Annotated in this window: 28 protein-coding genes; 18 read left to right on the forward strand and 10 right to left on the reverse strand. The window is 59.3% G+C overall.

Annotated features, from left to right (window positions below; all coding sequences use genetic code 11):
• Positions 1-33: 33 nt before the first annotated feature.
• Positions 34-981: a DMT family transporter gene (locus K3819_RS15870; protein ID WP_221397437.1), complete on the reverse strand. Its 948-nt coding sequence runs from the start codon at positions 979-981 to the stop codon at positions 34-36.
• Positions 982-1058: 77 nt separating this feature from the next.
• On the opposite strand from K3819_RS15870, the gene K3819_RS15875 reads away from it, so the two are divergent.
• The 3 genes from K3819_RS15875 to K3819_RS15885 all read left to right on the forward strand — a co-directional run bounded on the left by K3819_RS15875 (position 1059) and on the right by K3819_RS15885 (position 4173).
• Entirely contained in the window at positions 1059-1931 is an 873-nt protein-coding gene (locus K3819_RS15875; RefSeq protein ID WP_085610412.1) for a LysR family transcriptional regulator, read from the forward strand.
• Positions 1932-2037: 106 nt separating this feature from the next.
• On the forward strand, positions 2038-3573 hold the full coding sequence (locus K3819_RS15880; protein WP_221397438.1) for an EAL domain-containing protein: 1536 nt from the start codon (positions 2038-2040) through the stop codon (positions 3571-3573).
• Between the two features lie 234 nt (positions 3574-3807).
• On the forward strand, positions 3808-4173 hold the full coding sequence (locus tag K3819_RS15885) for a histone-like nucleoid-structuring protein, MvaT/MvaU family (RefSeq protein WP_011334329.1): 366 nt from the start codon (positions 3808-3810) through the stop codon (positions 4171-4173).
• A gap of 206 nt (positions 4174-4379) precedes the next feature.
• Here the strand turns inward: K3819_RS15885 and K3819_RS15890 are convergent, their stop codons facing one another.
• Positions 4380-4898: a DUF4946 domain-containing protein gene (locus K3819_RS15890; RefSeq protein ID WP_039768724.1), complete on the reverse strand. Its 519-nt coding sequence runs from the start codon at positions 4896-4898 to the stop codon at positions 4380-4382.
• 142 nt (positions 4899-5040) lie between these two features.
• Between K3819_RS15890 and gloA the strand changes: the two genes are divergently transcribed.
• Positions 5041-5562 (forward strand): lactoylglutathione lyase, encoded by a 522-nt coding sequence (gene gloA / locus K3819_RS15895; RefSeq protein ID WP_065260490.1) that lies wholly within the window; start codon positions 5041-5043, stop codon positions 5560-5562.
• An 81-nt stretch (positions 5563-5643) separates the two neighbouring features.
• On the opposite strand, the gene ahpF is transcribed toward gloA, so the two are convergent.
• The 3 genes from ahpF to K3819_RS15910 form a co-directional block, all read right to left on the reverse strand.
• Entirely contained in the window at positions 5644-7206 is a 1563-nt protein-coding gene (ahpF, locus tag K3819_RS15900; protein WP_221397439.1) for an alkyl hydroperoxide reductase subunit F, read from the reverse strand.
• Positions 7207-7336: 130 nt separating this feature from the next.
• The gene (gene ahpC / locus K3819_RS15905; protein ID WP_007958941.1) at positions 7337-7900 is read right to left on the reverse strand and encodes an alkyl hydroperoxide reductase subunit C; all 564 of its coding nucleotides are present in this window, start codon (positions 7898-7900) and stop codon (positions 7337-7339) included.
• A 136-nt stretch (positions 7901-8036) separates the two neighbouring features.
• Positions 8037-8975 carry a site-specific integrase gene (locus tag K3819_RS15910; RefSeq protein ID WP_085610415.1) on the reverse strand — a complete coding sequence of 313 codons (939 nt, stop codon included), beginning with the start codon at positions 8973-8975 and terminating at the stop codon, positions 8037-8039.
• Between the two features lie 177 nt (positions 8976-9152).
• Here K3819_RS15910 and K3819_RS15915 point away from each other — a divergent pair, with 177 nt between their 5' ends.
• The gene (locus K3819_RS15915; RefSeq protein WP_221397440.1) at positions 9153-10157 is read left to right on the forward strand and encodes a DNA-binding protein; all 1005 of its coding nucleotides are present in this window, start codon (positions 9153-9155) and stop codon (positions 10155-10157) included.
• Here the strand turns inward: K3819_RS15915 and gorA are convergent.
• Positions 10154-11512: a glutathione-disulfide reductase gene (gorA, locus tag K3819_RS15920; RefSeq protein WP_085610417.1), complete on the reverse strand. Its 1359-nt coding sequence runs from the start codon at positions 11510-11512 to the stop codon at positions 10154-10156. The two genes, K3819_RS15915 and gorA, sit on opposite strands and share 4 nt — an antisense overlap.
• A 129-nt stretch (positions 11513-11641) precedes the next feature.
• Positions 11642-12481: a UTP--glucose-1-phosphate uridylyltransferase GalU gene (gene galU / locus K3819_RS15925; RefSeq protein WP_039768735.1), complete on the reverse strand. Its 840-nt coding sequence runs from the start codon at positions 12479-12481 to the stop codon at positions 11642-11644.
• 247 nt (positions 12482-12728) lie between these two features.
• Here galU and K3819_RS15930 point away from each other — a divergent pair, with 247 nt between their 5' ends.
• The gene (locus K3819_RS15930) at positions 12729-12917 is read left to right on the forward strand and encodes a hypothetical protein (RefSeq protein ID WP_064596939.1); all 189 of its coding nucleotides are present in this window, start codon (positions 12729-12731) and stop codon (positions 12915-12917) included.
• 139 nt (positions 12918-13056) lie between these two features.
• The gene (locus tag K3819_RS15935; protein WP_064596941.1) at positions 13057-13353 is read left to right on the forward strand and encodes a hypothetical protein; all 297 of its coding nucleotides are present in this window, start codon (positions 13057-13059) and stop codon (positions 13351-13353) included.
• Between the two features lie 2 nt (positions 13354-13355).
• Here K3819_RS15935 and K3819_RS15940 read toward each other — a convergent pair whose 3' ends face one another.
• Positions 13356-13586 (reverse strand): hypothetical protein, encoded by a 231-nt coding sequence (locus K3819_RS15940; RefSeq protein ID WP_011334337.1) that lies wholly within the window; start codon positions 13584-13586, stop codon positions 13356-13358.
• A 72-nt stretch (positions 13587-13658) separates the two neighbouring features.
• The gene (locus K3819_RS15945; RefSeq protein ID WP_085610682.1) at positions 13659-14015 is read right to left on the reverse strand and encodes a hypothetical protein; all 357 of its coding nucleotides are present in this window, start codon (positions 14013-14015) and stop codon (positions 13659-13661) included.
• A gap of 210 nt (positions 14016-14225) precedes the next feature.
• On the opposite strand from K3819_RS15945, the gene K3819_RS15950 reads away from it, so the two are divergent.
• The 5 genes from K3819_RS15950 to ada all read left to right on the forward strand — a co-directional run bounded on the left by K3819_RS15950 (position 14226) and on the right by ada (position 17368).
• Positions 14226-14528, forward strand: coding sequence for a DUF1883 domain-containing protein (locus K3819_RS15950; protein WP_007958929.1), 303 nt, complete (start codon positions 14226-14228; stop codon positions 14526-14528).
• 34 nt (positions 14529-14562) lie between these two features.
• Entirely contained in the window at positions 14563-14733 is a 171-nt protein-coding gene (locus K3819_RS15955) for a hypothetical protein (protein ID WP_178076440.1), read from the forward strand.
• A gap of 91 nt (positions 14734-14824) precedes the next feature.
• Positions 14825-15538, forward strand: a complete 714-nt coding sequence (locus K3819_RS15960) for a 2OG-Fe(II) oxygenase (RefSeq protein ID WP_409348353.1) — start codon at positions 14825-14827, stop codon at positions 15536-15538.
• Positions 15539-15543: 5 nt separating this feature from the next.
• Positions 15544-16206: a DNA oxidative demethylase AlkB gene (gene alkB, locus K3819_RS15965; protein WP_409348303.1), complete on the forward strand. Its 663-nt coding sequence runs from the start codon at positions 15544-15546 to the stop codon at positions 16204-16206.
• Between the two features lie 88 nt (positions 16207-16294).
• Complete coding sequence (gene ada / locus K3819_RS15970) at positions 16295-17368, forward strand: bifunctional DNA-binding transcriptional regulator/O6-methylguanine-DNA methyltransferase Ada (RefSeq protein WP_221397441.1); 1074 nt, start codon at positions 16295-16297, stop codon at positions 17366-17368.
• Here the strand turns inward: ada and K3819_RS15975 are convergent, their stop codons facing one another.
• Positions 17369-18352, reverse strand: coding sequence for an MDR family oxidoreductase (locus tag K3819_RS15975; protein WP_085610421.1), 984 nt, complete (start codon positions 18350-18352; stop codon positions 17369-17371).
• A 213-nt stretch (positions 18353-18565) separates the two neighbouring features.
• Here K3819_RS15975 and K3819_RS15980 point away from each other — a divergent pair, with 213 nt between their 5' ends.
• The 6 genes from K3819_RS15980 (at position 18566) to K3819_RS16005 (ending at position 25200) form a co-directional block, all read left to right on the forward strand.
• Positions 18566-19627: a nitronate monooxygenase family protein gene (locus tag K3819_RS15980; RefSeq protein ID WP_221397442.1), complete on the forward strand. Its 1062-nt coding sequence runs from the start codon at positions 18566-18568 to the stop codon at positions 19625-19627.
• A 173-nt stretch (positions 19628-19800) separates the two neighbouring features.
• Positions 19801-20556, forward strand: a complete 756-nt coding sequence (gene modA / locus K3819_RS15985) for a molybdate ABC transporter substrate-binding protein (RefSeq protein WP_221397443.1) — start codon at positions 19801-19803, stop codon at positions 20554-20556.
• Positions 20557-21237: a molybdate ABC transporter permease subunit gene (modB, locus tag K3819_RS15990; protein WP_085610424.1), complete on the forward strand. Its 681-nt coding sequence runs from the start codon at positions 20557-20559 to the stop codon at positions 21235-21237.
• Positions 21238-21240: 3 nt separating this feature from the next.
• The gene (gene modC / locus K3819_RS15995) at positions 21241-22320 is read left to right on the forward strand and encodes a molybdenum ABC transporter ATP-binding protein (protein ID WP_221397444.1); all 1080 of its coding nucleotides are present in this window, start codon (positions 21241-21243) and stop codon (positions 22318-22320) included.
• Positions 22321-22393: 73 nt separating this feature from the next.
• The gene (locus tag K3819_RS16000) at positions 22394-23431 is read left to right on the forward strand and encodes a DNA topoisomerase IB (RefSeq protein ID WP_085610426.1); all 1038 of its coding nucleotides are present in this window, start codon (positions 22394-22396) and stop codon (positions 23429-23431) included.
• Between the two features lie 143 nt (positions 23432-23574).
• On the forward strand, positions 23575-25200 hold the full coding sequence (locus tag K3819_RS16005; RefSeq protein ID WP_221397445.1) for an ABC-F family ATP-binding cassette domain-containing protein: 1626 nt from the start codon (positions 23575-23577) through the stop codon (positions 25198-25200).
• The last annotated feature ends 41 nt before the right edge of the window (positions 25201-25241 follow it).

Genomic DNA, 25241 nt, shown 5'->3' on the forward strand with positions numbered 1-25241 from the left:
TCTACACAGCGTAAATAGGGTTGTCTGCCCTCTCTATAAAATCCGCTTTTTTCGGCCCGGTGCAAGGGGTTTGTTGCACAGCCAGATGCCCGCCAGAATCAGCGCGCCGCCCAGGCACATGGACAGCGTCAGCTGTTCTCCCAACAGGATTGCACCGGCGAGCACGGCGGTCAGCGGATTGAGCGCAATGAACACGCCGGAGCGCGTGGCGCCGATTTTACGGATACCATCGTAGTAACCGATGTAGGCCAGCGCCGAACCGAGTACGCCCAGATAGGCCAGGCTCAGCCATTGGCGTGTGCCAAGAGCGGCCAGCGCTGCAACGTCAACTTCGCCCCGGCTCAGGGCGAGCATCCACAACATCAGAGTGCCCAGCATTATCGAAAGGGTCACGGTCTGCACCGGACCGATGCTCTGGTTGAGACTGCGGGAGAACAGCGAATAAACGCCCCAGCTCAAAACGCAGCCGAGAATCAGCAGATCGCCAATCCACGCGTCCGGCGTTGCGCTCAACAACTGCGGGGTGCGACTGACGATCACCACTCCTGCCCCGCCGATACAGATCGCGATGCCGATGACCTTCAGCCGGCTCAGCCGCTCCTTGAACAGCAGCCACGATGCCAGACCGATCACCGCCGGATTCAGAGCCACGATCAACGAAGCCCGGGAAGCGTTGATGTATTGCAACCCGTAAAAGAAGCACAGGTTGTAGAAGAAGATCCCGAAGAACCCCAGCAGCATCAGTTGCAGCCATTGCCGGGGCGTGGGCCGCACCATCGCAATCCGCGCCAGCCGCAGGAACCCGAGCAACGCCACGCTGGCCAGCAGAAACCGAAGGCTGGCGGCAAACACCGGGCTCAGGCTGCCGGCCAGAAATCGCCCGGCAACCCACGTTCCGCCCCAGATCATGGTGACCAGGGCCAGGTTCAGGTAGACGGGCATGTCCGAAGTGGCCGGACGATCAGGTTCATGACAACTCATAACGCTCCCAACGATGAGACTGACGGATGACGTATCATTCGATTGATTTCTCATCATCGTAAAATGAGTCTTTACTCATGACCCTGACCCAACTCGAAATCTTCTCGCTGGTGGCCGAGCTGCGCGGTTTCACCCTCGCCGCCCATCGTCTGGGAATTTCCCAATCAGCGGTGTCCCACGCCTTGAAATCGCTGGAACAGGAACTGGGCGTCGAACTGCTGCGCCGTCACCAGTCCCAAGTGGAACTGAGCGATATCGGCGAGCAACTGCTGTTGCGGGCCCGGGCGATGCTCGGGCTGGCCAACACCTTGCGTCAGGAGGCGGCGGATGCGCGTGGCATGAAACGCGGAACGTTGCGCATCGGCTCGTTCGGGCCGACGTCCTCGGTCAAGTTGTTGCCGCGGATTCTTCAGCAGTATCGCGAGGCGCATCCCGGGATCGAAGTGCACATCGATGAAGGCCCCGATCGGCAGATCATTCAGTGGCTGGAAGAGCGGCGGATCGATATTGGTTTTGTGGTGCTGCCCGAGGAACGCTTCGACACGTTCGCCTTGATTGAAGATCAGATGGTTGCCCTGCTCCCGCTCGGTCACCCGTTGGCGGCGCACGAATCAGTGACGCTGAAAGACTTATGCAACGATCCGTTCGTGCTGACCGAGGCCGGCTCATCGGAACTGGTTTCACGCCTGTTCAATGCCGCCCGGTTGAGCCCGAACATCCGCTTCCGCTGCTCGCAGCTGCTCAGCACCCTCGACACCGTTGGCCGGGGCGATGCGATGACCGTGGTGGCGGAAGGCTCGTTGCCTTTCGATCCCGACCCGCGCTATGTCAAGCGACCGCTGTCTCCCGCCGTCACCCGGCAAGTCGGTCTGGCGGTGCTGGATCAGCGCCAGGCATCGCCCGCCACGCTGGCATTCATTCAGCTGGCAACTCGGCTGGATTATCGTTGAGCGGCGCAGCTGTCATTGGCCATCTATCATGGGCTCAGACCTTGGGCTTTGCGCGCACGCTTCGCCTGCAATCAAGAGCCCCACTCCATCGCGACAGGATGCGCCCATGCCACTGACCGTCAGGCCTCGCCGCAAGCGCAGCACCCGGATTATCGTGACATTACTGTGTGGCCTGCTGCCGATCGTACTCGGGAGCGTCATTCTCTATATGCAGGCTGAACGCGCGCTCCAGCAGAGTTCGCAACACACTGCCGATGAAGCCCTGCGCCAGTTCGAACTGATGCTCGACAACACTGCCCAGGCCGCCCGCGAACTGTTGCCTCTGGCCGGCCAGACCTGCGAGACCGTCAAGCTGGCCTTGCGCGAACAAGTCACCCGTCGCCCGTTCGTGCGCTCGACCAATCTGGTGTGGGACGACAATCTCTATTGCAGTTCGCTGTTCGGCGACTTCAAGGAAGCCGTGAATCCGGGCGATTACGCCGAAGGCAAGCTGTGGCTCATGAACGGCAACCCGGTGACACCCAATACCGCGCTGCTGGTGTATCGCCTGAGCGAAGGGCGCGGTGGCGCGCTGACCACGCTGGACGGCTACCACCTGAGCAACATCCTGCGCCTGATCGGCCGGCACACGTTGTTGTTGCTGCAAGTCGGCAACAACTGGCTCTCCGCCGACGGCAAAGTGCATCAAGGCGCCCTGCCGGCGTTGCCGGTGGCGCAAAGTACCTTGCACTCGTCGCACTATGCATTTTCGGTCAGCGCCGCGTTTCCGGAAGGCGAAACCTGGCGCTACATGAAAGATGAATACCCGCCGCTGTTCAGTCTGCTGATGTTTTTCGGCGCGGTATCGGGAGCGATCGGCTACATCGTTCAAAAACGCTCCACGTCGCCCAGTCATGAAATGCAGCGAGCGCTGGAGGCAGGAGAATTCATTCCCTACTTTCAACCGGTGGTGCACGGCGACAGCAAACGGTGGTCGGGCACGGAAGTGCTGATGCGCTGGAATCATCCCAAGGAAGGACTGGTGCGTCCGGACCTGTTCATACCCTTTGCCGAACACTCCGGGCTGATCGTGCCAATGACCCGCGCCTTGATGCAGCAGACCGCTTTCATTCTGGGGCCGCTGTCACCGACCTTCGAAGCCCCTTTCCACATCGGCATCAACATCACCGCCAGCCACTGCCACGATCTGGAACTGGTAGAGGATTGCCGTGAATTTTTGTCAGCGTTCCAGCCTGGCAGCATCAGCCTGGTCCTGGAGCTGACCGAACGCGAGCTGATCGAACCGTCCGACATCACCCAACAACTGTTCGCAGAGTTGCGTGCGATGGGGGTGAAGATCGCGATTGACGACTTTGGCACCGGCCATTCAAGCCTTGGCTACTTGAGAACCTTCAATGTCGACTTCCTCAAGATCGACCAGACATTCGTGGCCATGATCGATAAAGATGCCCTTTCCCGGCACATTCTGGACACCATCATCGAGCTCTCCACCAAGCTGGATCTGGGCATCGTGGCCGAAGGAGTGGAAACGCAAGCCCAATGTGATTATCTGGCCGCCCACCATGTCAACTTTCTGCAGGGCTACCTTTTCGGCAAGCCCATGCCAGCGGCCGACTTCATCGAAGCATTAACTCATCATTAACTTGTCTGAATAAATCCTGCCACGCCGACAGCCCGCACCAAATTGATACAAAACAACGTTGTTGTTACATGAAGAAAAAGTCAGGATTTACTCTTGCCACATTAACTACTACAATTTTTCTTACCTGTTGCAAGATGGGCAGGTGAGCCATTATCACCGAGTCGCTTCAAGGCTCTTGGCTTATAGCTTTGTTTGCGGTTGGTATCAGCCAAACACACTATTGGAGTAAAGATATTGTCCAGACTCGCTGAATTTCGTGCAGCTGAAAAGGCCCTTCAGGAACAGCTCAAGCAGCTGGAATCGCTGAAGAACGATGCCGGGCTCAAGAAAGAAATCGAATTCGAAGAAAAGCTCCAGGGGCTGATGAAAACCTACGGCAAAGGCCTGAAAGACATCATCGCCATTCTCGATCCGAACCCGGCGAAATCCGGTCTGCAATCGACCGCCGCACCTAAAACCCGCCGAGCTCGCGTGGTCAAGGTCTATCAGAACCCGCACACCGGCGAGCTGATCGAGACCAAGGGTGGCAACCACCGTGGCCTGAAAGCCTGGAAGGAACAATACGGTGCAGCCACCGTTGATTCCTGGTTGCGCGGTTAATCTCTCGCAAACATGAAAGCCCTGCATATGCAGGGCTTTTTTTGGACAATATTTAACAAATGAAACGATTTTTCTGGCGGGGAAGTTGATTCTCAAACCGCTCCGGTACTGAAACTATGCTTCGGAATGTTGCCCCCAGTACCCAAGATTAACTTTATGTTTAATCAATTCAGGTATCTAACACCACGCTGGCCACGAACAGACGACTAAAATTTCAAGCTGTTTCGCGCAGCCACTATGTCGTCGCCGCTGGCCTTATAAACCTCCGCCTGCCCGGCATACGAAAGTACGTACGCTTTATCCGCCTCGACCGCTGCAACCAATGTTTGCGACAAAACATGACGGCCGTTTTCAGTCACCGTACAAGTGGTCTCAAGCGCTGTGAGCGAACCCAGCGTACTCGGATGAACCCTGTTGCAGACACTCTGATAACCGCTCTGGAAAAAGTCTTTTTGCACCGACTTGCGCATCTCCAGCAACACGCCCTGCAAGTTGACCTGATGACCACTTTCCACGCGGGTCATCGTCAACTCCATCACCATCACCTGATTGCCATCGGCGTCAGTCTTCACTGCCCGCTGACGGGAGACTTCAGGGGAGGTTTCGGGCAGCGCCTCGACCTCCCAGCCGGCGGGCCAGGTGATGCTCGGCGCCTCGGCAAAGGCCGGCAGAGCAAGCAGGGAAAAACCCAGGAAAACGAACAGCGATTTGAAAGGTCGGATCATTACCAGAGGCACTCGCGGATTGAGCCGTAAAGTCTGAGGCCCGCCCGCTCGCAGGGCAAGCCCGCGCTTTCGGTTTGGCGATGCTGCCTGGCATGCGTATCATTGCGCCCATTCACTCGCCCCAATTTGTTACGGAGGGCTCATGAGCCTGCAAGAACTGAACACCTTCCCCGGCGTCACCGCCACCCCGGACAGCGCAACCCGCAACTTCGTGTTCAACCACACCATGCTGCGCGTCAAAGACATCACCAAGTCGCTGGATTTCTACACCCGCGTACTGGGTTTCTCGCTGGTAGAGAAGCGTGATTTCCCGGAAGCGGAATTCAGCCTGTACTTCCTCGCCCTGGTCGACAAATCGCAGATCCCGGCCGACGCCGCTGCCCGCACCGAGTGGATGAAGTCGATTCCCGGCATTCTGGAATTGACCCACAACCATGGCACCGAGAACGACGCAGACTTCGCCTACCACAACGGCAACACCGACCCGCGCGGTTTCGGTCACATCTGCATTTCGGTACCGGACATCGTTGCAGCTTGCGCACGTTTTGAAGAGCTCGGCTGCGATTTCCAGAAGCGCCTGACCGATGGCCGCATGAAGAGCCTGGCGTTCATCAAGGATCCGGACGGCTACTGGGTCGAGATCATCCAGCCGGCACCGCTGTAACGCTGACACCGGGTAGAAAGCACCCCACAAAGAAAAAACCCCATCATCGCTGATGGGGTTTTTCTGTTTCAGGCCCGGGATTTACGCCGGAGCCGAAGTGCGGATCAAGTGATCGAAAGCACTGAGGGAAGCCTTGGCGCCCTCGCCCACCGCAATCACGATCTGCTTGTACGGCACGGTGGTCACGTCACCGGCGGCGAAAATGCCGGGGATCGAGGTTTCACCGCGATTGTCGACGATGATCTCGCCGCGCGGAGACAACTCGATGGTGCCTTTGAGCCAGTCGGTGTTGGGCAGCAGACCGATCTGCACGAAGATCCCTTCCAGCTCGACCGTGCGCAACTCGTCAGTATTGCGATCCTTGTAGCGCAGGCCGTTGACCTTCTGCCCGTCGCCAGTGACTTCAGTGGTCAATGCACTGGTGATCACGGTGACGTTCGGCAAGCTGTGCAGCTTGCGTTGCAATACGGCGTCGGCGCGCAGCTGTACGTCGAACTCCAGCAAGGTGACGTGAGACACGATACCGGCCAGGTCAATGGCCGCTTCGACGCCGGAGTTACCGCCGCCAATCACCGCCACACGCTTGCCTTTGAACAGCGGACCGTCACAGTGCGGGCAGTACGCCACGCCTTTGTTGCGGTATTCCTGCTCGCCCGGCACGTTCATTTCACGCCACCGCGCACCGGTCGCCAGAATCACGCTCTTGGCCTTGAGGGTCGCGCCGCTGGCGAAGTGAACTTCATGCAGCTCGCCATTCTTGCCCGGGATCAGCTTGTCGGCGCGTTGCAGGTTCATGATGTCGACGTCGTATTGCTTGACGTGTTCTTCCAGCGCGGTCGCCAGTTTCGGGCCTTCGGTTTCCTGCACGGAAATGAAGTTCTCAATGGCCATGGTGTCCAGCACCTGACCGCCGAAGCGCTCGGCCGCCACACCGGTGCGAATGCCTTTACGCGCGGCGTAGATCGCCGCCGAAGCACCGGCCGGGCCACCGCCGACCACCAGCACATCAAAGGCTTGCTTGGCGCTGATTTTCTCGGCCTGACGCTCGATGGTGCCGGTGTCGAGTTTGGCGAGGATTTCTTCCAGGCCCATGCGGCCCTGGCCGAAGTTTTCGCCGTTCAGGTAGATGCTCGGCACAGCCATGATCTTGCGATCATTGACTTCATCCTGGAACAGCGCGCCGTCGATGGCGACGTGGCGGATGTTCGGGTTCAGCACGGCCATCAGGTTCAGCGCCTGAACGACGTCCGGGCAGTTCTGGCAGGACAGCGAGAAGTAAGTCTCGAAGTTGAACTCGCCCTTGAGCGAGCGGATCTGTTCGATCACTTCGACACTGGCCTTCGAAGGGTGGCCGCCGACTTGCAGCAGGGCCAGCACCAGCGAAGTGAATTCATGGCCCATCGGAATGCCGGCGAAACGCAGGCTGATGTCAGCACCGGGGCGGTTGATCGAGAACGACGGTTTGCGTGCATCGTCGCCGCTGTCGATCAAGGTAATCTGGTGCGAAAGACTGGCAACATCTTTCAGCAGATCGAGCATTTCACGGGATTTCGCACCGTCGTCGAGTGATGCAACGATCTCGATCGGCTGGGTGACCCGTTCCAGGTACGATTTCAACTGGGCTTTAAGATTGGCGTCCAACATACGGGCGATCTCCTGACTTTATTTGAGGCGAAAAAAAGCCCGAGCGAATCTCGCCCGGGCTTTTCTATTGGGCGGTGCAGCTTACTTAAGTAGGTGCGGAGTCCCGCCCTGCATTGCGCTTGTCACAGACTTAGATCTTGCCGACCAGGTCCAGGGACGGAGCCAGAGTGGCCTCGCCTTCTTTCCACTTGGCTGGGCAAACTTCGCCTGGGTGAGCAGCAACGTACTGAGCAGCCTTGATTTTGCGCAGCAGCTCGGAAGCGTCACGGCCAACGCCGCCATCGTTCAGTTCAACGATTTTGATCTGGCCTTCAGGGTTGATCACGAAGGTGCCACGATCCGCCAGGCCAGCTTCTTCGATCAGCACGTCGAAGTTGCGGGAGATGACCTGAGTCGGGTCGCCGATCATGGTGTACTGGATTTTGCCGATGGCTGGCGAAGTGTTGTGCCAGGCAGCGTGAGCAAAGTGGGTGTCGGTCGAAACGCTGTAGATCTCTACGCCCAGTTTCTGGAAGGCGGCATAGTTGTCAGCCAGGTCTTCGAGCTCGGTTGGGCAAACGAAAGTGAAGTCGGCCGGGTAGAAGAACACTACGGACCATTTGCCTTTCAGGTCAGCGTCCGAGACTTGTACGAAGTCGCCGTTTTTGAACGCGGTAGCTTTGAACGGTTTTACTTGGCTGTTGATGATAGGCATTGATGACTCTCCGTCAGGGTTGTGAATTCGATGGGTGAATCCTACCCAGTCACTCGACGGATGGCTCATTGGCAAACCTGATGCTGCTGATTTGTTTTCGCTATTAGCTGAGGATATTAATAGAAGAAAACGATATCTACGGCGACAGCGGCTTATCCGTAATCCGGGCCATCCCGTGAAAGGGGCTCGCTTCAACATAGCGCATGGCGGACTTCATATCCTTCCATCCCACGTAACTCATCAACGATTTGAGGTCCCAGCCGCTTTGATGGGCCCACGTTGCGAAGCCGCGACGCAGGGAATGGCTGGTGTAGCGCTCGGCAGAGATCCCGGCGCGCTCCAGGGCCTGACGCAGCAACGGAATCACGCTGTTGGCGTGCAAGCCCTCTTCGCTCAGATTGCCCCAGCGATCGACGCCGCGAAACACCGGGCCCCGCACCAGCGCCGCTTCGGTGATCCATTCGATATAAGCCTGCACTGGGCACAGCTTCAACAGCGCCGGGGCCTGATAGGTCTGCCCGAGGTTTTCCCGATCGCCCTTGCTACGCGGCAGGTACAGGGTGATGCCGCTGCCGGCGTGCGCCTGCACGTGCTCGATCTGCACCCGACACAGCTCATCGCTGCGAAAGCCACGCCAGAAGCCCAGCAGGATCAAAGCGCGGTCGCGGCAGGCTCGTAGCAGCAGCGGCCGGTCCTGTTTTTCCCGGGCGTCTTTCATTTCCTGCTCTAGCCAGGTGACGGTCTGCTCAAGATCTCGCAGCTGGAGTGGCTCGGCCTGTTTTTCCTGCGCGGGATGCAGGGCGCGAATGCCCTTGAACACTTTGCGTACCACCGGCGACTTGGTGGGATCGGCGAAGCCCTGACTGTTGTGCCACTGCGCCAGCGCCGACAGGCGCAACTTCAGCGTGTTGACCGACAGCACGCCCGCATGCGCCACCAGATACCGCGCGATGCTGTCCGCTGTCGCCGGCAGAAAACCTCCCCACGCAGATTCGAAGTGTTCGATGGCCGCGCGATAACTGCGGCGAGTGTTGTCACGGGTGGCGGCTTGCAGATAGCGATCGATATCGCTCATGGGCTGATTTTCTCGTGGTGTACTGAGGGTTCGTGCGAAAACCGATTTTATGGGTTTCACATGGGGTAATACCAGTATATCCCGTCCGTTTATCGGTGCTTCTTTTACTTTATTTTCAACATAGTACACTACATACTTTAGTGGCATGTACCACAGTACGAAATGGTAGGAGCAAATATGGCCCGTGGCGGCGTTAATAAAGCAGTGGTCCAGATCGCGCGCGCAGCGATCCTCGCCCGTGGCGAACACCCCAGCATCGACGCAGTACGCATCGAACTTGGCAATACGGGTTCAAAAACCACGATTCATCGCTATCTGAAAGAGCTGGATGACGGCAGCGAACCGGCCGATCCTTCGGCAGAACCCATCGATGACGAGCTGCTGGCACTCGTTACGCGCCTTGCCCAACGCCTGAAAGAACAGGCGCAGGAACCGATTGACCAGGCGCGCGAGCAGTACGAGCAACAGCGTCAGGCACTGGAGGACGAACTGAATCAGCTTCGTCAGGATCATGTGCAACTGGAGAAGAAGCACGACATTCAGGCTGCCGCGCTGGCCAAGGAATCCGAAGCGCTGAGCGATACCCGCTCGATGTTGCAGACCGAGCAGACCCGCAACGCCGGGCTGAATCAGGCACTGTCAGACTTTGAATTGCGCCTGCAGGACAAGGACGAGCAGATCCGCTCCCTGGAAGAGAAGCACCTGCATGCCCGCGATGCGCTTGAGCACTACCGCAACGCCATCAAGGAACAGCGCGAGCAGGAGCAAAGCCGTCACGAAACTCAGGTTCAGCAGTTGCAGATGGAGTTGCGCCAGGCGCAGCAAAGCGCACTGGTACGTCAGGACGAGATCACTCAGTTGCACCGCGACAACGAACGTCTGCTGACCGAGAATCGCGGCACCGTGCGCGAATTGAGCCTGGTGCAGGATCAACTCAAACAAAGCAATCAGCGCCAGGATCAACTGCTGGAGCAAGCGTCTCGCGTCGACAGCGAACGCACCCTCCTCCAGGAACGTTTGCGTGTGGCACTGCTGGAAAGCCAGACGCTCAAGCAGAACGTCGACGAGCAGTCGCAGCTCAATCAGTCACTGGAAAAGGAATTGGCCACGGCACAAGCCAGCCTGCGCCTGGCCACCACCGTTGCGGCAGCACCAGACGCAGTAGAACCGAAAAAGACTTAAGCGCCGACCGGCGTACGCATGGTGACAAACTCTTCGGCCGCCGTCGGGTGCACCCCGATGGTGTCGTCGAAGTCACGCTTGGTGGCGCCAGCCTTCAATGCGATTGCCAAACCCTGCACAATCTCGCCGGCATCCGGCCCTACCATGTGACAGCCCAGCACCTTGTCAGATTTGCCATCGACCACCAGCTTCATCAGCGTGCGCTCCTGGCAATCCGTCAGAGTCAGCTTCATCGGCCGGAAGCGGCTTTCGTAAACCACGACTTCGTGCCCCGCTTCCCGGGCCTCTTCTTCGGTCAGGCCGACGGTGCCGATATTCGGCAGGCTGAACACCGCCGTCGGGATCATCTTGTAATCCACCGGACGGTATTGCTCAGGCTTGAACAGGCGTCGCGCCACTGCCATGCCTTCGGCCAGCGCCACCGGCGTCAACTGCACGCGACCGATGACATCACCCAGTGCCAGAATTGACGGCTCGGTGGTCTGGTATTGCTCATCGACCTTGATGAAGCCCTTGTCGTCGAGCTGCACATCAGTGTTTTCCAGCCCCAGATTGTCCAGCATCGGACGCCGACCGGTGGCGTAGAACACACAATCCGCTTCCAGTACGCGACCATCCTTGAGAGTCGCTTTCAGGCTGCCATCCGACTGCTTGTCGATGCGCGCAATATCGGCATTGAATTGCAGATCCATACCGCGCTTGATCAGTTCTTCCTTCAAATGGTTACGCACCGAACCGTCGAAACCGCGCAAGAACAGATCCCCGCGATACAGCAACGTCGTGTTGGCGCCCAGCCCATGGAAAATCCCAGCAAATTCGACGGCGATGTAACCGCCACCGACCACCAGCACACGCTTGGGCAGTTCTTTGAGGAAGAACGCCTGGTTCGAGCTGATCGCATGCTCATGCCCCGGTATCTCCGGGATCTGCGGCCAGCCACCAGTGGCGATCAGAATATTCTTCGCAGTGTATCGCTCACCGTTGACCTCGACTTCGTGCGGACCAACGATTTTCGCGTGCGCTTCATGCAGGGTCACGCCACTGTTGACCAGCAGATTGCGATAAATGCCGTTCAGGCGATTGATCTCGCGATCCTTGTTGGCAATCAGCGTGGCCCAATCGAAATTCGCCTCGCCCAGGCTCCAGCCAAAACCCGAGGACTGTTCGAAGTCTTCGGCGAAATGCGCGCCATACACCAACAGTTTTTTCGGTACGCAACCGACGTTGACGCAGGTGCCGCCCAGATAACGGCTCTCGGCCACCGCCACTTTCGCACCGAACCCGGCAGCAAAACGCGCAGCCCGCACACCGCCGGAACCGGCGCCAATCACATAAAGGTCAAAATCGTAGGCCATTTCTATCTCCTCGGCAGGCGATCAGCATACCCGCCGTCGTCCGTTGGGCAAGCACTCCTGCCGATATAGGGGCGGAAAATGAAAAAGCCACCCGAAGGTGGCTTTTTCGTACAGGCAGATCAGGCTTTATCAGTAAGCCTTGCCAGTCTTGTAGAAGTTCTCGAAGCAGAAGTTGGTTGCTTCGATGTAGCCTTCCGCACCACCGCAGTCGAAGCGCTTGCCTTTGAACTTGTAAGCCATCACACAGCCGTTCTGGGCTTGTTTCATCAGGGCGTCGGTGATCTGGATTTCACCGCCCTTGCCTGGTTCGGTCTGTTCGATCAGGTCGAAGATGTCCGGAGTCAGAATGTAACGACCGATGATCGCCAGGTTCGACGGCGCGTCTTCCGGCTTTGGCTTCTCGACCATGCTGTGTACGCGGTAGATGTCGTCGCGGATCATTTCGCCAGCGATCACGCCGTACTTGCTGGTTTCCTGCGGATCGACTTCCTGAATGGCAATGATCGAGCAGCGGAACTGCTTGTACAGCTTGACCATCTGGGTCAGTACGCCGTCACCGTCGAGGTTGACGCACAGGTCGTCCGCCAGTACCACGGCGAACGGTTCGTCGCCGATCAATGGGCGACCGGTCAGGATCGCGTGACCCAGGCCTTTCATTTCGGTCTGGCGGGTGTAGGAGAACGAGCACTCGTCCAGCAGCTTGCGGATACCGACCAGGTATTTTTCCTTGTCAGTGCCCTTGATCTGGTTTTCCAGCTCGTAGCTGATGTCGAAGTGGTCTTCCAGGGCGCGCTTGCCACGGCCGGTCACGATGGAAATTTCGTTCAGGCCAGCATCCAGAGCTTCTTCGACGCCGTACTGGATCAGTGGCTTGTTTACCACCGGCAGCATTTCTTTGGGCATGGCCTTCGTCGCTGGGAGGAAGCGAGTACCGTAACCGGCTGCTGGGAACAAGCATTTCTTGATCATATAAGTCCTTGAAAGGGCTGTGTGTACGAGTTTCGGCGCAGTCTAATCAGGCGGCGTGCACCTTACAATGCCCCGCACTGGCTAACCGATGTCAACATAGAGAAATAATCTGGCGGATAGTTCAATCCGCTCACAGAGGCTGCGCATTCAGCTTAGCCCAAAGATCTCGGAACGCCGCATCGACCTGCGCCCGCTCGCCCATTTACCGTTATCATGGCGCCTTTGAACCAGCCAACGAGGCCGCTAGATGTCCGCAGCAAAAATCATCAACGGGTACACCGTCGCCAAGGCGAAAGATGGCCAGTGGCATATCACTGCCGCCAACGGCGAAGACGTGTCCGGCCCGTTGCCCACAGAGGCGATGGCGATTGAAGTCGCCGCGGTGCTCGATTACACGCCCGCAGCTCCGAAACGTCGCGGCAAGGAACAAGACTGATCGGTAATGATGAAGGCCGGCCCTGCCATTGTGCAGGGCTTTTTTTGACTGCGCGAAAAGAAGTGGCCAATCGCTATAACCTTTTCCTGCCGGCGCTGTCATAGCGTCTAGCCCCCTCCTCCTCGAAGATGACATTGCCATGACCAACCGTTCCCTCATCAGTTTCCTGCCGCTGATTGCACTCGCCGCCCTGACCGGCTGTGCCACTTCGCAGACCACTTACCTGAACAATGGCGAACAAGGGTTGAGCATCGATTGCTCCGGCGAGGCCAATTCCTGGGCCACCTGCTATGAAAAGGCTGACGCGTCCTGCGCCGGCACCGGTTATCGCATCGTCGGGACTGACGGCACACCGGCGCCCAAGGAAGACGACAAGACGCTGGGCGTCGACGTCGGCAACTACAAAAACCGCAGCGTGGTAGTGGTCTGCAAGTAGACTTACATGTGAATTTCGGCGAACTTGATCCCCAGCCCGCGCACGACCTCGATCAGGTCGTCGAGCCGATTGAATGATTCGACTTCGTCGTTATCGTCGACCAGGAAGTAACTGCGGCCGGCGCTTTTCTTGAAAAACACGATCCACTCCCCCGGATTCGCCGGGTTCTGGATCACATGGGTAGCCGCAATAAGCCCTTCCTTGTGTCGCTCCCGCACCTGCTCTCTCTTCATTCACCGCTCCGGAAATGAAAATGCCGCCACAGCAACGCTGTGACGGCATCAATGTTGACTGATGACAGTCTATCAGCCGGAAATGCAGGCGGTGGCGGCTTTGCGCACATCCCCTGGACGCAGCGGCACATTGGACATCCGCTCATGCAGCTTGATGCTACTGCCACCGGAACGATCCTCGATATCGAACACCGCTGCCGGGCCCGACCCCAGCTTGCCCGGCACAATGACCCGAACCTCGTCCTTGTGCCGCTCTACCTGCAAGGCACCCCGGCTGTCGGCCAGCTTCTCTGACAGGCACTCAGCATATTCATGGGGCTTCTTGCCGGAAATGACGTTCATGGTCGGCAGTGTTTCATTGATTTCCGAAACGCTTGCGCAACCACCCATTGCCAATGCCAACGGCAGAATCACCACACCCCACTTCATACAAAACCTCCAATAAAGACCCTCCGACAGCATGAATGCCGTTTTTCTCCGAGGCTCACTGCATTTAACCCACATCGAATCGTGAATTCTGTTTTTAATTGTCAAAGCGCTGCCCGACGGCCGGATAATAACCTGTCCGGGCTGATAAACTGCGCCGATCGACAATGCTATCGTTTTGATTTTGTAGAAAAAGCCCTTCTGGAGGCGCCCATGAAATTCATTCACCAGCGCGAGCACCTCAACGAAGACGACATCGTCGTCATTCAATGCTCGCAAACCTGCAACATCCGCTTGATGAACGACGCCAACTTCCGAAGCTTCAAAAATGGCGGGCGCCACACCTATCACGGCGGCGCCTTTGACACGTTTCCAGCCCGCATCACCGCACCCAGCACCGGTTTCTGGAACATCACCATCGACACCGTCAACCGCCGCGCGATCAGCGTGACCCGCAAGCCAACCCTGACGCACTCGATCAAGATCATTCGCCGCTCGAGCTCCAAACTCAGCTGAGCGGTTCCGCCAACGCAGACAGGTAAGCATCAACGTGGCCCAAACAACCAAATACGTGATCAAGTACAAACTCAACGGTGAACGCCGCTTCGAGTTCGCCCAGCTGGAAAACGGCACGACGGAAGAAGCCAAGGCCGCACTGGATGCCCTGCACGGCCAGAGCGCTGATGAGATCAGCGACATCAGCGTCAGCAAGGCCCTGTAAGACCCGGGTGACAATTCGACCGCAAGCGGCGGAGTGTTGCGGCCGGGTGGACGACCCAGACTGATACCTGAATGCAAGCCAAGGAATCAGCATTTCACCCTCACCCGCCTCCCCGCTCGATGAGCTCGACTGGATCGCCCTGGAGCAGCAACTGGATCAGGACGGTTACGCCGTCATCCGCACGCTGCTGCGCCCGGAGACCTGCGATCGATTGAGTGCGCTTTACCCACAAAGCGAACCGTTCCGGTCCCAGGTGATCATGGCCCGCCATGGTTTCGGACGCGGGGAATACAAATACCTGCGCTATCCGCTTCCATCCGTGGTGGAACGCCTGCGCAGCGCGCTTTACTCGCGACTCGTGCCTCTGGCCAACCGCTGGCATGAACGAATGGGGCTGCTGGAGCGTTTTCCAGCGCAACACAGCGAATTTCTCGAGCGCTGCCACGCCGCCGGTCAACTGCGGCCTACCCCGCTCTTGCTGCAATACGGCCCGCAGGACTACAACTGTCTGCATCAGGATCTGTACGGCGAACATGCGTTTCCGCTGCAAGTGGCGATTCTTCTGTCAGAACCTGGCGAAGATTTCACCGGTGGCGAGTTCGTCATGACCGAACAACGTCCGAGAATGCAGTCGCGCCCGCTGGTGATGGACCTGAGAAAAGGCGACGCGCTGATCTTTGCTGTCAATCAGCGGCCAGTCAGAGGCGTGCGCGGTGATTATCGGGTGACCATGCGCCACGGCGTCAGCCGACTGCACAGCGGAAAACGGCATACTCTGGGCATCATCTTCCACGACGCGACCTGACGATCATGCAAACCACCTTCGATCTGTTCGCCGACACAGAATCCGAGCAGCCCCGGCGCGCCGAACAGATCGGCGAGCAATCCTGGGTGCTGCGCGGTTTTGCTCTGCCGCGAATCGAGCAGTTGTTGCCGGCCCTGGAATCGATCATAGCCTGCGCTCCGTTGCGCCACATGATGACGCCCGGGGGCTTCAGCATGTCGGTGGCCACCAGCAGTTGCGGTGCACTGGGCTGGATCACTGATCGCAGCGGTTACCGCTATTCATCCGAAGATCCAGTGAGCCATCGACCCTGGCCGGCGATGCCCGAGGTGTTTCGTGAACTGGCCCAGGCGGCGGCGAAAGGCGTCGGATTTGCCGACTTCACGCCGGATTCCTGCCTGATCAATCGTTATATTCCGGGCGCGAAGATGTCGTTGCATCAGGACAAAGACGAAAACGCCTACGAAGCGCCGATCGTTTCGCTGTCATTGGGCCTGCCCGCGACGTTCCTGTTCGGCGGTTTCGCGCGCGGCGACAGGAGCCAGAAAATCCCGTTGCTGCACGGCGACATGGTGATCTGGGGCGGCGCCGACCGGTTGCGCTACCACGGCATCCTGCCGATCAAACCTGGCCGGCACCCGCGCCTGGGCGAACAACGCTTCAATCTCACGTTTCGCACCGCCGGATAATTCTGCAAAGTTTGACCGCAAGGCTCGGAGTGTTCCGGCCGGTGGCACTGGTTAACCTGAAATTCAACAGGTCAACGGACTCTCCATCATGAAAACGCTTACCACCTCGCTGAACACTGAAGACGATCCACGCTGGGCCGCTGTCGTGGCGCGCGACCCTCGGGCGGACAGCCAGTTTGTCTATGCCGTGAAAACCACCGGCATCTATTGCCGCCCCAGCAGCCTGGCTCGCTTGCCGAAACCACAGAACGTCGAGTTCTTCGATACCGCCGAAGAAGCCGAAGCCGCAGGCTATCGCCCAAGCAGACGAGTGAGCAAGGATCAGACCGAGGTCGCCGCGCAGCATGCCGCCACCGTTGCGGCAGCCTGTCGCCAGATCGAAGCGTCGGACAGCCTGCCCGCACTCAATGATCTCGCCGAGACCGCTGGCCTGAGCGCCTTTCATTTTCATCGCGTGTTCAAAGCAGCGACGGGCCTGACGCCCAAAGGCTATGCAGCCGCGCATCGCTCGCGCCGGGTTCGTCAGCGTCTGGCAGACGGCGGCTCGGTGACCGAAGCGCTGTATGACGCCGGCTTCAATTCCAACAGCCGTTTTTACGAGTCGGCCGATCAGTTACTGGGTATGAAACCCGGTGACTTCCGGGCCGCCGGCCAGAACAACGACATCCGCTTCGCCGTCGGCCAGTGCTCGCTCGGCGCCATTCTGGTGGCGCAGAGCGAGCGCGGGATCTGCGCGATTCTGCTGGGCGACGATCCACACCAATTGGTGTGCGACCTGCAGGACCAGTTTCGCCGGGCCAACCTGATCGGCGCCGATGCCGAGTTCGAACAACTGATCGCCCACGTCGTAGGCTTCATCGAAGCGCCTGCCATCGGACTGGATTTGCCGCTGGATGTGCGCGGCACAGCATTTCAGGAGCGGGTGTGGCAGGCGCTGCGCGAAATACCGGTCGGCAGCACCGCCAGCTACGCGGACATCGCCTTGCGTATCGGCTCACCAAAAGCCGTGCGCGCAGTGGCCCAGGCTTGCGGCGCCAACAGTCTGGCGGTAGCGATCCCCTGTCATCGCGTTGTGCGCAGTGACGGCAATCTGTCGGGCTACCGCTGGGGCGTGGAGCGCAAGCGCGAATTGCTCGAGCGTGAAGGCAAACCCCGACTGTAATCAGCGATTCACATCAACTACAACTCGCCCCCGGAGTTGCCCCGCCAGCAACTTCGGTGCCGCGTCGATAGCTTCGCCGAGGCCGATTTCATGACTGATCAGTGGCAACAGGGCAAAATCCAGATCCTTCGCCAGACGATCCCAAGCCTCGATGCGCCGCGCCTTGGGCTGAGTCACGCTGTTGATCCCGGCCAGCGTCACGCCACGCAGAATGAACGGCGCCACGGACGCCGGAAAATCCATGCCCTGAGCCAGACCGCACGCAGCCACTGTACCTTCGGCCCGAGTGCTGGCACAGGCATTGGCGAGCGTGTGGCTGCCGACCGAATCGATGACGCCCGCCCAACGCTCCTTGGCCAGCGGCTTGCCGGGTTCGGACAGGGTGGCGCGATCAATGATTTCGCTGGCACCCAGTTGTGTCAGGTATTCGTGTTCCGACACCCGACCGGTCGAAGCGACCACGCGGTAGCCAAGCTTGCTCAACAACGCAATGGCAAAACTGCCGACGCCGCCGTTGGCGCCGGTCACCAGCACTTCGCCCTGTTGCGCTGTCACGCCGTTACGTTCCAGCGCCATGATACACAGCATCGCCGTATAGCCCGCTGTGCCGATGGCCATGGCTTGCGCAGCGGTGAATGCCTTGGGCAGCGGAATCAGCCAGTCACCGTTCAGTCGCGCCTTCTGCGCCAGGCCACCCCAGTGGCTTTCGCCGACGCCCCAGCCATTGAGCAGCACCGCGTCGCCAACCTTGTAGTCCGGGTGTGAGCTGACTTCGACGGTGCCCGCCAGATCGATCCCCGGCACCATCGGAAACTTGCGCACCACCGGGCTGCTGCCGGTGATCGCCAGGCCGTCCTTGAAGTTCAGCGTGCTGTAAGCGACATCCACTGTCACATCGCCCTCCGGCAACTGCTCGTCGCTGATTTCCTGCAGGTTGGCGCGATAACCGCTGTCGTCTTTATCGATCAGAATGCCTTTGAACATGACTGCCTCTTATCGGTGAAATTAAGGATGTCGAGGCATTGGAATAGCACATTGCAACATTTTGCCCCACTCGACTTTTAGCCAATCGGGCGTGAACACCGAGCCAGCGCCCGCTGCTCAAGCTACAAATCTGTGCTGGTCATGGGGGTGGCTTTGCGTTAAAAAACCGGCTGCTACCGTCCCTGCCTGTTTTGTCGTCGGAGAAGCTATTCCATGAGCCAATGGCCTGATACCCGCATTCTTGACCTGTTCGGCATCGAACTGCCGATCATCCAGGGCCCCATGGCCGGAGCCACTAATTCATCCATGGTCATCGCAACTTGCAACGCCGGTGGCCTCGGGTCGATGCCGGCGGCGATGCTGACCATCGAGCAACTGCGCGAAGAACTGAAGACCATTCGCCAAGGCACGAGCAAGCCATTCAACGTCAATTTTTTCTGCCATCAAGCTCCGGGCGCGGATGAGCAAAAAGCCCGTGAATGGAAAAACCTGCTGGAACCCTACTATCGCGAACTGGGTGTCGATTTCGATGCGCCGACGCCGGTGTCAAACCGTGCGCCCTTCGATGCGACCGCCTGTGAAGTGCTGGAAGAATTTCGCCCTGAAGTGGTGAGCTTTCACTTTGGCCTGCCGGAAAAATCCTTGCTGGATCGGGTCAAGGCCACTGGTGCGAAAATCATCTCGTCGGCAACCACCGTCGACGAAGCGATCTGGCTCGAGCAGAACGGTTGCGACGCGATCATCGCCATGGGTTACGAGGCCGGCGGCCATCGCGGGATGTTCCTCAGCGCTGACCTGAGCAGTCAGGTCGGTACGTTTGCCCTGGTGCCGCAAGTGGTCGACGCGGTGAGCGTCCCGGTGATTGCGGCCGGTGCGATTGCCGATGCGCGCGGCGTCGCGGCAGCGTTCATGCTCGGCGCTTCGGCGGTTCAAGTCGGGACGGCGTATCTGTTTACCCCGGAAGCGAAAGTCAGTGCGTCGCATCACAAGGCCTTACGCACCGCCAAGGAAAGCGAGACGGCGGTGACCAACCTGTTTACCGGACGCCCGGCGCGGGGGATTCTCAATCGGGTGATGCGCGAACTGGGCCCGATGTCGGACAAGGCCCCCGCTTTTCCGCTGGCTGGCGGTGCCTTGATGCCGCTGCGTGCAAAAGGCGAAGCAGATTTCATCAACCTCTGGGCCGGCCAGGCCTTCACACTCGGCAAAGACCTCGGCAGCGCTGAACTGACCCGGCAACTGGCTGAGGGCGCACTGGCAAGACTGACGCGGTGATGAACCCGAACGGGTGAGGAGCGTGGCGCCTTCGCCCGGTTTAAAAGCAGTGCTTCCTGTTTGGCGGCATTTCGCTATATATTTCGCTATATAGCGTTTCACCCCTTCGCATCGGCGCAGTCTACCTTCCAATAACAACTGCCCACTGCACTTGCCACCCACGGAGCCGTTTCATGATCAATCGTGCCTCACGCTTTGCCCCTGCCCTGCTCGCGGTATTCGCCATCGGCGCGGCGCAGGCCGACGAAGTGCAAGTCGCGGTCGCGGCCAATTTCACCGCGCCGATCCAGGCGATTGCCGCTGACTTTGAAAAAGACACCGGGCACAAACTGGTCGCAGCCTATGGCGCCACCGGTCAGTTCTACACCCAGATCAAAAACGGCGCGCCGTTCGAAGTTTTCCTGTCGGCCGATGACACCACCCCGGAAAAACTCGAAAAAGAAGGCGACACCGTCAAGGGGTCGCGCTTCACCTATGCCATCGGCACCCTGGCGCTGTGGTCGGCCAAGGAAGGTTACGTCGACGCCAACGGCGATGTCCTGAAGAAAAACCAATACCAGCACCTGTCCATCGCCAACCCGAAAGCCGCCCCTTATGGTCTGGCTGCCACTCAGGTGCTGGAAAAACTGAAACTGACCGACGCCACCAAAGCCAAGATCGTTGAAGGCCAGAACATCACCCAGGCCTACCAGTTCGTGTCCACCGGCAACGCCGAGCTGGGCTTTGTCGCCCTGTCGCAGATCTACAAGGACGGCAAGGTCAGCAGCGGCTCCGCGTGGATCGTTCCGGCGAACATGCACGACCCGATCAAGCAAGACGCCGTGATCCTCAACAAAGGCAAGGACAATGCCGCTGCCAAGACGCTGGTTGATTACCTCAAAGGCCCGAAAGCCGCTGCGGTCATCAAGTCCTACGGTTACCAGCTGTAAATGTCGCTGACGAGTGCCGATTTCGCGGCGATCTGGCTGACCCTGAAACTGGCGTCCCTGACCACCGCGATCCTGCTGATCATCGGTACGCCGATTGCCCTGTGGTTGTCGCGCAGCCGTTCCTGGCTGCGCGGTCCCATCGGCGCGATTGTCGCGCTGCCGCTGGTGCTGCCACCGACGGTCATCGGTTTTTATCTGCTGCTGGCCCTTGGCCCCAATGGCTTCATCGGGCATTTCACTCAGTGGCTGGGGCTTGGCACCTTGACCTTCAGCTTCACCGGCCTTGTCATCGGTTCGGTGCTCTATTCCATGCCATTCGTGGTGCAGCCGTTGCAAAACGCCTTCTCCGCAATCGGTATTCGTCCTCTGGAAGTGGCGGCGACCTTGCGCGCCAATCCCTGGGACACTTTTTTCAGCGTGATTCTGCCCATGGCTCGCCCTGGCTTCATCACCGCGGCAATCCTCGGCTTCGCCCACACCGTCGGCGAATTCGGCGTAGTGCTGATGATCGGCGGGAATATTCCCGACAAGACCCGGGTGGTTTCCGTACAAATTTACGACCACGTCGAAGCCATGGAGTACGCACAGGCGCACTGGCTGGCCGGGGCGATGCTGGTGTTCTCGTTTCTGGTATTGCTGGCGCTGTATTCCAGCCGCAAGACCCGCACGGGCTGGAGCTGATCGATGATTGATGCACGCCTGAAACTGGCCTGGTCGGGCTTCAGCCTCGACGTTGATCTGCAGCTGCCCGGTCGCGGCGTGACGGCGCTGTTCGGTCAGTCCGGCTCGGGCAAGACCACGTGCCTGCGCTGCATTGCCGGGCTTGAGCGCGCGCCGCAAGCCTTTATCCGCATCAATGACCAGGTCTGGCAGGACAGCGAAAAAGGCATCTTCGTGCCGCCACACAAACGTGCGGTCGGCTATGTGTTTCAAGAAGCCAGCCTGTTTGCGCATCTGTCGGTGCTGGCCAATCTGCAGTTCGGCCTCAAACGCATTCCCAAGGCGCAGCGCCGGGTCGACATGGCCCAAGCCACCGAACTGCTGGGCATCGGCCATTTGCTGGATCGTCACCCACAGCATCTGTCCGGCGGCGAGCGCCAGCGTGTCGGCATCGCCAGGGCGCTGCTGACCAGCCCTAAGTTGCTGCTGATGGATGAGCCTTTGGCGGCCCTGGACAGTCAGCGCAAAAGCGAAATCCTGCCCTACCTGCAACGCCTGCACGACGAACTGGAAATCCCGGTGCTGTATGTCAGCCACGCGCAGGACGAAGTGGCCAGGCTCGCCGATCATCTGGTGCTGCTCAGCGACGGCAAAGCGCTGGCCAGCGGTCCGATTGGCGAAACCCTGGCGCGGCTCGATCTGCCGCTGGCCATGGACAATGACGCCGGGGTGATCATCGAAGGCCAGGTCAGTGGCTACGATGCCGACTATCAATTGCTCACCCTGCAACTGCCGGACTCGCCACTGAGCATTCGCGTGACCCACGCGCCGATGACGACGGGCCAGAGACTGCGTTGCAAGGTTCACGCGCGCGACATCAGCCTGACCCTGCAAAACAGCGAGTTCAGCAGCATCCTCAATCGACTGCCGGTTACGGTCGTCAGCGAGCAGCCGGCCGACAACGCCGCCCACGTGCTCATCCGCCTCGATGCCGGCGGGACACCGTTGCTGGCGCGCATCACTCGCTATTCACGGGATCAGCTTGGCGTGCATCCGGGCCAGTCATTGTGGGCCCAGATCAAGGCCGTCGCGGTGCTGGCGTAAACCCGCGGGCACGTCCGTCATGGCGTGCGGTCAATGGTTTTAACAGCCTGATTGCCGCGAAGGAAAATCCGCCATGCCCGATACTGCGCTCACCGAGGTATTGCCTTCGGATCTGCATTACGTCGATGACACCCAGCCGGGTATTAGCCGAAGAAAACTGCGCGGAAAATTCGCCTATTTCAATCCCGAAGGCCAGCGCATCACCGACCCTGACGAGATCAAGCGCATCAACTCGCTGGCCGTTCCGCCGGCCTACACCAACGTGTGGATCTGCGCCGACCCGTGCGGCCATCTGCAAGCCACCGGTCGCGATGCCCGTGGACGCAAGCAATATCGCTATCACGCTCGCTGGCGCGAAGTGCGCGACGCGGACAAGTATTCGCGCCTGCGCGAATTCGGGCTGGCGCTGCCCAAGTTGCGCAAACAGCTGGAAGCGCTGCTGGCATCGCCCGGGTTCAGCCGCGACAAAGTCATGGCCACGGTCATCACGTTGCTCGACGCCACCCTGATTCGCGTCGGCAATACGCAATACGCGCGGGACAATCGCTCCTACGGCCTGACCACCCTGCGCAGCCGGCATGTCGAGGTCAACGGCAGCGCGATCCTGTTCCAGTTTCGCGGCAAGAGCGGCATCGAGCATCAGATCACAGTGAAGGACCGGCGATTGGCGCGGATCATCAAGCGCTGCCTGGAAATACCAGGGCAGAACCTGTTTCAGTATCTGGATGAAAACGGCGAGCGACACACCGTCAGCTCTTCCGACGTCAATACCTACCTGCAAACCCTGACCGGCGCGGATTTCACCGCCAAGGATTACCGGACCTGGGCCGGCAGCGCATTGGCGTTGGCGGTCCTGCGAGAGCTGCAATGGGAGTCCGAGAGCGAGGCCAAGCGGCATGTGGTCGAGATGGTGAAAGGTGTCGCCCGCCAACTGGGCAACACGCCGGCGGTCTGTCGCAAATGCTACATCCACCCGGCGGTGGTCGAGCACTTCATGCTCGGCGCCTTGGCCGAATTGCCGAAGCCGCGCGTCCGCAAGGGGCTGCGCAAGGAAGAAGTCGCGCTGGCCCTGTTTCTCGAACGCATGGTAGAGAAGGCAACAGCGCCTTGAAGCCTTCGCCCATCTCGAATAGGCTACGCCCTCCTACCTCCTCAGGACGACCGCAGAAGTGAACAACTAAGCCTTCAAAAATGTAATCGCGACACGCCGCTCAAGGCGCCTGTCAGTGCTCACAACATTTTTTGGAGGTGCCGATGACTCACGTCTCGCGTACGCCTGCTCTCGTCTCCCTGAACCAGCTGGGTTTTCAGTTCGCCAATGGCGAGACGATTTTCACTGCACTCAACCTGAAATTCGATCACACCCCGACCGCCATCGTCGGGCGCAATGGCGTTGGCAAAAGCGTACTGGCGCGCCTGATCGCCGGACAGTGGCAACCCACCACCGGTAGCGTGACGCGTTCCGTAACGACGACCTACGTGGCGCAAACCTTTATTGGCGCACCCGGCGAAACGGTCGCCGAGACCACCGGCAGCGCCGCCATTCTTGAGGCGCTCGAGCGCATGAAGAATGGCGGCGGATCGGCCGAGGATTTCGATCTCATAGGTGAACAATGGGACCTGGCAGAGCGCCTGCGGCGTATGCTCGATGACGCCGGGCTGACCGAGGTTGCCCTCTCCGACGAGACCGGCAAACTCAGTGGCGGCCAGCAAGCACGAGTCGCGCTGATTGGCGCGTTTATCAGCCAGGCTGAATTGCTGATCCTCGATGAGCCGACGAACCATCTGGATGCATCGGGACGGCAATGGCTGATGAACTCGCTTGAGCGCTGGCACACCGGGTTGATCGTCGTCAGCCATGATCGGCAATTGCTCGACCGGATGCAGCGTATCGTTGAGTTGAGCGCGTCGGGGGCTATCGAATTCGGTGGCAATTACTCGGCATTCCGCGAGCACCAGCGAATCTATCAAGCGGCGGCGCAGGCACGTCTCGATCAGGCCAGAAGCGAGCGTCAGCGCGAGCGGATTCGACTTCGCCGCGAGCACGACACGATACAACGCCATGCCGCCAACTCCCGACGCAATGCCGAAACCGCCAATATTGCCAGTTTCGAATACGTCGCGATCAAGGGCGCCGCACGGGAAATCATGGGGCATGTCCGTCAGGGACATCAGGCCCGCAAGTCCGAGCTCGATGCCCAGGTACGCGAGGCTTATGCCAAGGTACAGCCCGAGGACAGCGTGCTGATCAACCTGCCCGGGAGCGCCGTGCCCAACAACCGTCAGATCTGCACGCTGAGTGAAGCCCGATTGCCGTGGCTGCCGGGCGATGCACTGAATCTCACGATCCATGGCCCGATGCGGATCGCTGTCAGCGGTCCCAACGGCTGCGGCAAATCAACCTTGCTGAAGGTGCTCGCCGGGGAACTCGCACCCATCAACGGAACCGCCACAACACACGTGCCCTTAGCATTCCTGGATCAGCAGTTGGCCCAACTGGACGATCAGCGCTCCATCACCGAACAGCTGATGATGCAGGGAACTGCGCTGACCGAGGGCACTCTGCGCAGCTATCTCGCTCACTTGCAACTGGATGCAAGCCGCGCCACGAGCCCCTGCGCGTCATTAAGCGGTGGCGAACGCCTGAAAGCGGCGTTGGCACTGGCCTTGTGGCGATCGGATCCTGCGCAGCTGTTGTTGCTGGATGAGCCGACCAATCACCTGGATCTGCCTTCCGTGGAAGCATTCGAGCGGGCATTGCAGACATTTCCGGGCGCCATTGTCGCCGTTTCCCACGATCAGGATTTCCTTGAGGCGTTGAATCCGACCCACCACCTGCGCTGGCGGCAGTCAGGCTGGCAACTGCACCCGACGAACTGACTTGTCTATTTTTTGCACGATTGGTCAGGGCTTCTATAGTT

The organism is Pseudomonas sp. 3-2 (genome assembly GCF_019710535.1).
Classification (GTDB): Bacteria; Pseudomonadota; Gammaproteobacteria; order Pseudomonadales; family Pseudomonadaceae; genus Aquipseudomonas; species Aquipseudomonas pharyngis.

Bases quoted from the DNA above. Each gene is read 5' to 3' on its own strand.
- K3819_RS15870 (WP_221397437.1), bottom strand. From the start codon at position 981: ATGAGTTGTCATGAACCTGATCGTCCGGCCACTTCGGACATGCCCGTC.
- K3819_RS15875 (WP_085610412.1), top strand. From the start codon at position 1,059: ATGACCCTGACCCAACTCGAAATCTTCTCGCTGGTGGCCGAGCTGCGC.
- K3819_RS15880 (WP_221397438.1), top strand. From the start codon at position 2,038: ATGCCACTGACCGTCAGGCCTCGCCGCAAGCGCAGCACCCGGATTATC.
- K3819_RS15890 (WP_039768724.1), bottom strand. From the start codon at position 4,898: ATGATCCGACCTTTCAAATCGCTGTTCGTTTTCCTGGGTTTTTCCCTG.
- gloA (WP_065260490.1), top strand. From the start codon at position 5,041: ATGAGCCTGCAAGAACTGAACACCTTCCCCGGCGTCACCGCCACCCCG.
- ahpF (WP_221397439.1), bottom strand. From the start codon at position 7,206: ATGTTGGACGCCAATCTTAAAGCCCAGTTGAAATCGTACCTGGAACGG.
- ahpC (WP_007958941.1), bottom strand. From the start codon at position 7,900: ATGCCTATCATCAACAGCCAAGTAAAACCGTTCAAAGCTACCGCGTTC.
- K3819_RS15910 (WP_085610415.1), bottom strand. From the start codon at position 8,975: ATGAGCGATATCGATCGCTATCTGCAAGCCGCCACCCGTGACAACACT.
- K3819_RS15915 (WP_221397440.1), top strand. From the start codon at position 9,153: ATGGCCCGTGGCGGCGTTAATAAAGCAGTGGTCCAGATCGCGCGCGCA.
- gorA (WP_085610417.1), bottom strand. From the start codon at position 11,512: ATGGCCTACGATTTTGACCTTTATGTGATTGGCGCCGGTTCCGGCGGT.
- galU (WP_039768735.1), bottom strand. From the start codon at position 12,481: ATGATCAAGAAATGCTTGTTCCCAGCAGCCGGTTACGGTACTCGCTTC.
- K3819_RS15930 (WP_064596939.1), top strand. From the start codon at position 12,729: ATGTCCGCAGCAAAAATCATCAACGGGTACACCGTCGCCAAGGCGAAA.
- K3819_RS15935 (WP_064596941.1), top strand. From the start codon at position 13,057: ATGACCAACCGTTCCCTCATCAGTTTCCTGCCGCTGATTGCACTCGCC.
- K3819_RS15940 (WP_011334337.1), bottom strand. From the start codon at position 13,586: ATGAAGAGAGAGCAGGTGCGGGAGCGACACAAGGAAGGGCTTATTGCG.
- K3819_RS15945 (WP_085610682.1), bottom strand. From the start codon at position 14,015: ATGAAGTGGGGTGTGGTGATTCTGCCGTTGGCATTGGCAATGGGTGGT.
- K3819_RS15950 (WP_007958929.1), top strand. From the start codon at position 14,226: ATGAAATTCATTCACCAGCGCGAGCACCTCAACGAAGACGACATCGTC.
- alkB (WP_409348303.1), top strand. From the start codon at position 15,544: ATGCAAACCACCTTCGATCTGTTCGCCGACACAGAATCCGAGCAGCCC.
- ada (WP_221397441.1), top strand. From the start codon at position 16,295: ATGAAAACGCTTACCACCTCGCTGAACACTGAAGACGATCCACGCTGG.
- K3819_RS15975 (WP_085610421.1), bottom strand. From the start codon at position 18,352: ATGTTCAAAGGCATTCTGATCGATAAAGACGACAGCGGTTATCGCGCC.
- K3819_RS15980 (WP_221397442.1), top strand. From the start codon at position 18,566: ATGAGCCAATGGCCTGATACCCGCATTCTTGACCTGTTCGGCATCGAA.
- modA (WP_221397443.1), top strand. From the start codon at position 19,801: ATGATCAATCGTGCCTCACGCTTTGCCCCTGCCCTGCTCGCGGTATTC.
- modB (WP_085610424.1), top strand. From the start codon at position 20,557: ATGTCGCTGACGAGTGCCGATTTCGCGGCGATCTGGCTGACCCTGAAA.
- modC (WP_221397444.1), top strand. From the start codon at position 21,241: ATGATTGATGCACGCCTGAAACTGGCCTGGTCGGGCTTCAGCCTCGAC.
- K3819_RS16000 (WP_085610426.1), top strand. From the start codon at position 22,394: ATGCCCGATACTGCGCTCACCGAGGTATTGCCTTCGGATCTGCATTAC.
- K3819_RS16005 (WP_221397445.1), top strand. From the start codon at position 23,575: ATGACTCACGTCTCGCGTACGCCTGCTCTCGTCTCCCTGAACCAGCTG.